Source organism: Streptomyces sp. NPDC054883, assembly GCF_053610645.1.
Map to the genome: position 1 here is coordinate 1 of NZ_JBSGYT010000102.1, position 4,305 is coordinate 4,305.

4 protein-coding genes are annotated in these 4,305 nt (G+C 72.5%); 3 read left to right on the top strand and 1 reads right to left on the bottom strand.

What is annotated here, in order from left to right:
- Positions 1-184 precede the first annotated feature (184 nt).
- Positions 185-808 (bottom strand): TetR family transcriptional regulator, encoded by a 624-nt coding sequence (locus tag ACWGH1_RS35030; protein ID WP_453356409.1) that lies wholly within the window; start codon positions 806-808, stop codon positions 185-187.
- A gap of 227 nt (positions 809-1,035) precedes the next feature.
- On the opposite strand from ACWGH1_RS35030, the gene ACWGH1_RS35035 reads away from it, so the two are divergent.
- From ACWGH1_RS35035 to ACWGH1_RS35045, 3 genes are read left to right on the top strand one after another with little or no spacing between them, the layout of a single operon-like run.
- Positions 1,036-2,346, top strand: coding sequence for a glycosyltransferase family 4 protein (locus ACWGH1_RS35035; protein ID WP_453356408.1), 1,311 nt, complete (start codon positions 1,036-1,038; stop codon positions 2,344-2,346).
- Positions 2,347-2,400: 54 nt separating this feature from the next.
- Positions 2,401-3,135 (top strand): class I SAM-dependent methyltransferase, encoded by a 735-nt coding sequence (locus ACWGH1_RS35040; protein WP_453356407.1) that lies wholly within the window; start codon positions 2,401-2,403, stop codon positions 3,133-3,135.
- The gene (locus ACWGH1_RS35045) at positions 3,132-4,214 is read left to right on the top strand and encodes a prenyltransferase (RefSeq protein ID WP_453356406.1); all 1,083 of its coding nucleotides are present in this window, start codon (positions 3,132-3,134) and stop codon (positions 4,212-4,214) included. Before ACWGH1_RS35040 ends, ACWGH1_RS35045 begins: the two co-directional genes overlap by 4 nt.
- Positions 4,215-4,305 lie beyond the last annotated feature (91 nt).

Consider the following 4,305-nt stretch of genomic DNA (forward strand, 5'->3'; position numbering starts at 1 on the left):
GTGGCCGAAGGCCATCGCGCAGCGACGCGACGACGAGGAACGAGGAGGAGCGCCCTTGAGGGGCCGGGCCGCCCCGGAGAGACGATGGGACTGACAGGAAACCCCCATACCCTCCCCGGCCCGGTCCGGCTCGTATCCCGCCCCCCGGCCCCGCTCCCCGAAGCCCCCGCCCCCACCGGCGGGTTCAGGCCCTTTCCGGGGACGTCAGGTCGATCAGGCGGCAGACCGTTTCGATGTCGATCTTCACCTGGGCGATCGAGGCGCGGCCGGACAGCCAGGTGATCAGCGCCGAGTGCCAGGTGTGCTCGATCACCCGGACCGCCGAGAGCTGTTCCGCCGTCGGCGCGGACTCCAGGCCCATCGCGTCCAGGATGATCGCCGTCGTCAGCCGCGAGACAGTGTCCACCTCCGGGCTCACGCTGCGGTCCGCGAAGGTCAGGGCGCGGACCATCGCGTCCGCCAGGTGCGGCTCCCGCTGGAGGGCCCGGAACGCCCGCATCAGGGTCTCCGCGACGCGCGCCGCCGGGTCCTCGGAGGCGGGGGGCCGCTTGCGCAGCGTCGTGTGCATGTGCTGGAGCTGGTCCTGCATGGTGGCCACCAGCAGGTGGACCTTGGAGGGGAAGTACCGGTACAGGGTGCCCAGCGCCACGCCCGCCGCCTCCGCGACCTCGCGCATCTGCACCGCGTCGAAGCCGCCCCGGCCGGCCAGCTGGGCGCTGGCGTGCAGTATCCGCCGCCGGCGCGCCTCCTGGCGTTCCGTCAGGGGCGGGGACGCCGGTGTGGTCACGGCCTTCGCTTCCACTGTCATCTGTCCTGTTCCAAGGCGTTCCGTGTCGTTGGCGGGGGCTGCTCGCGTCGGGTTCGCCGTCAGCATGTCAGCCGTTGGAGCCGTGGCGTGAATCACCTGCTCCGCCTCTTACGGTGTGGTTTCCGGCCGGTAGATTCAATGCTCTTCGACGGATCAAGTCTGAAACTTGTTCTACATTATGCGAGCGGTTACGCTCCGGCGAAAGTGCAGGGAGAAGGGGGCCGAGAGTGACCGCAGAGGCCATGGTGACGAGCCCTTTCGCGGGTTCCGTCGCCGACGGCGACCGCCCGTTGCGCATCGCGCTCCTCACGTATAAGGGGAACCCGTTCTGCGGCGGTCAGGGCGTCTACGTCCGGCACCTCTCGCGCGAGCTCGTCCGGCTGGGCCATTCGGTGGAAGTGATCGGGGCGCAGCCCTACCCGGTGCTCGACACCGGCGCCACCCTCACCGAGCTGCCGAGCCTGGACCTCTACCGCAGCCCCGACCCGTTCCGTACGCCGGGGCGCGACGAGTACCGGGACTGGATCGACGCGCTGGAGGTCGCCACCATGTGGACCGGCGGCTTCCCCGAGCCGCTGACGTTCTCCCTGCGGGCCCGCCGCCACCTGGCCGCCCGCGCCGGTGACTTCGACGTCATCCACGACAACCAGACCCTCGGCTACGGCCTCTTGGGCGAGCTGGGCGCGCCCCTCGTCACCACGATCCACCACCCGATCACCGTCGACCGGAAGCTGGACCTGGCCGCCGCCAAGGACCGCAAGAAGCGGCTCTCCGTCCGCCGCTGGTACGCCTTCACCCGCATGCAGGGCCGCGTCGCCCGCCGCCTGCCGTCCGTGCTCACCGTCTCCGGCTCCTCCCGGCAGGAGATCGCCGAGCACCTCGGCGTGCGCGACGAACGCATCCACGTCGTGCACATCGGCGCCGACACCGACCTGTGGTCGCCCGACGCCTCCGTGGCGGAGGTCCCCGGCCGGATCGTGACGACCTCCAGCGCCGACGTGCCGCTCAAGGGGCTCGTCCACCTCGTCGAGGCGCTCGCCAAGCTGCGCACCGAACGGCCCGACGCGCACCTGGTCGTGGTCGGCAAGCGCGCCGAGAAGGGGCCGGTCGCCCGCGCGATCGAGGCGTACGGGCTCCAGGACGCGGTGCGGTTCGTGAAGGGCATCACCGACGCCGAGCTCGTGGACCTGGTGCGCAGCGCCCAGGTCGCCTGCGTGCCCTCCCTCTACGAGGGCTTCTCGCTGCCCGCCGCCGAGGCCATGGCCACCGGTACCCCGCTCGTCGCCACGACCGGCGGGGCGATCCCCGAGGTCGCCGGACCCGACGGGGAGACCTGCCTGGCCGTGCCGCCCGGCGACGCGGGGGCGCTGGCCGCCGCGCTGGGCCGGATGCTGGGCGACGAGCGGCTGCGCGCCCGGCTCGGCGCCGCCGGACGCGAGAGAGTCCTGGCCCGGTTCACCTGGGCGAAGGCCGCCGAGGGGACCGTGGTCCACTACCGGGCCGCCATCGAGCAGGCCCGCACGCGCCGCTCGCGCTGACACCGTTCCATCCACCGCCCCGTACACCCCCGCGACCCGCGAAGGCAGGACCCCGTGCTGACCGTCGATTTCTCCCGGTTCCCGCTCGCCGCCGGCGACCGCGTGCTCGACCTGGGCTGCGGCGCAGGCCGGCACGCCTTCGAGTGCTACCGGCGCGGCGCCCAGGTGGTCGCCGTGGACCGCAACGGCGAGGAGATCCGCGAGGTCGCCAAGTGGTTCGCCGCCATGAAGGAGGCCGGCGAGGCCCCCGCGGGCGCCACCGCCACCGCCATGGAGGGCGACGCGCTGGCCCTGCCCTTCCCCGACGAGTCCTTCGACGTCGTCATCATCTCCGAGGTGATGGAGCACATCCCCGACGACAAGGGCGTGCTCGCCGAGATGGTGCGCGTGCTCAGGCCCGGCGGCCGCATCGCGATCACCGTGCCGCGCTACGGCCCGGAGAAGATCTGCTGGGCGCTCTCCGACGCCTACCACGAGGTCGAGGGCGGCCACATCCGCATCTACAAGGCGGACGAGCTGCTCGGGAAGATGGAGGCCGCGGGCCTCAAGCCGTACGGCACGCACCACGCGCACGGCCTGCACTCCCCGTACTGGTGGCTCAAGTGCGCGTTCGGCGTCGACAACGACAAGGCGCTGCCGGTGAAGGCGTACCACAAGCTCCTGGTCTGGGACATCATGAAGAAGCCGCTGGCCACCCGGCTCGCCGAGCAGGCCCTCAACCCGGTCATCGGCAAGAGCTTCGTGGCGTACGCGACCAAGCCCCACCTCCCCGTCGGCGCGGCGCAGTGAGCACGCCCGGACGCACCGAACACCTGGTCCTGGACGGCGTGCTGACCGCCGAGCAGGCGGCGGGCACGGTCGCCGGGATCCTCGCGGCGCAGCGCGCCGACGGGGCGATCCCCTGGTTCCGCGGCCACCACCTGGACCCGTGGGACCACACCGAGGCCGCGATGGCGCTGGACGCGGCGGGGGAGCACCGGGCCGCGGAGCGGGCGTACGAGTGGCTGGCGCGGCACCAGAACGAGGACGGCTCCTGGTACGCGGCCTACGCCGACCGGCCGGACGGGGTGGACACCGCCGAGCCGCAGGACGCGAGCCGGGAGACCAACTTCGTCGCGTACATAGCGGTCGGGGTGTGGCACCACTACCTCGCCACGGGCGACGACCCGTTCCTGGACCGCATGTGGCCCGCGGTGTACGCGGCCGTGGAGTTCGTGCTCGCGCTCCAGCAGCCGGGCGGCGAGATCGGCTGGAAGCGGGAGGCGGACGGCACGCCCGTCGGCGACGCGCTGCTGACCGGCTCCTCCTCCATCCACCAGGCGCTGCGGTGCGCGCTGGCGATCGCCGACCACCGCGGGGACCCGCAGCCGGACTGGGAGCTGGCGGCGGGCGCGCTGGGGCACGCGATACGGCGGCACCCGGAGCGGTTCCTGGACAAGTCGCGGTACTCGATGGACTGGTACTACCCGGTGCTGGGCGGCGCGGTCACCGGCGCCGAGGCGCAGGCGCGCATCGCGCAGCGGTGGGACGAGTTCGTGGTCCCGGGGCTGGGCGTGCGGTGCGTGCTGCCGAACCCGTGGGTGACCGGCGGGGAGTCCTGCGAGCTGGCGCTCGCGCTGTGGGCCATCGGGGAGTCGGACCGGGCGCTGGATATCCTGCGCTCGATCGGGCACCTGCGGGCCGAGAACGGCATGTACTGGACGGGCTACGTGTTCCAGGACAAGGCGGTCTGGCCGGTCGAGCAGACGACCTGGACGGCCGGCTCGCTGCTGCTGGCCGTGGCCGCGCTCGGCGGCGACGAGGCCACGGGCGAGGTCTTCGGCGGCCTCTCCCTCCCGCCGGGCCTCGAACCGGACTGCTGCGGCTAGGGCTTGTGTGATGTCGTGATCATTGGTCGGTCTTCATCAGGTCGTCGATCCAGATCATTGCGGCGCGGAGGTGGAGGCCGGCGAGGTAGCT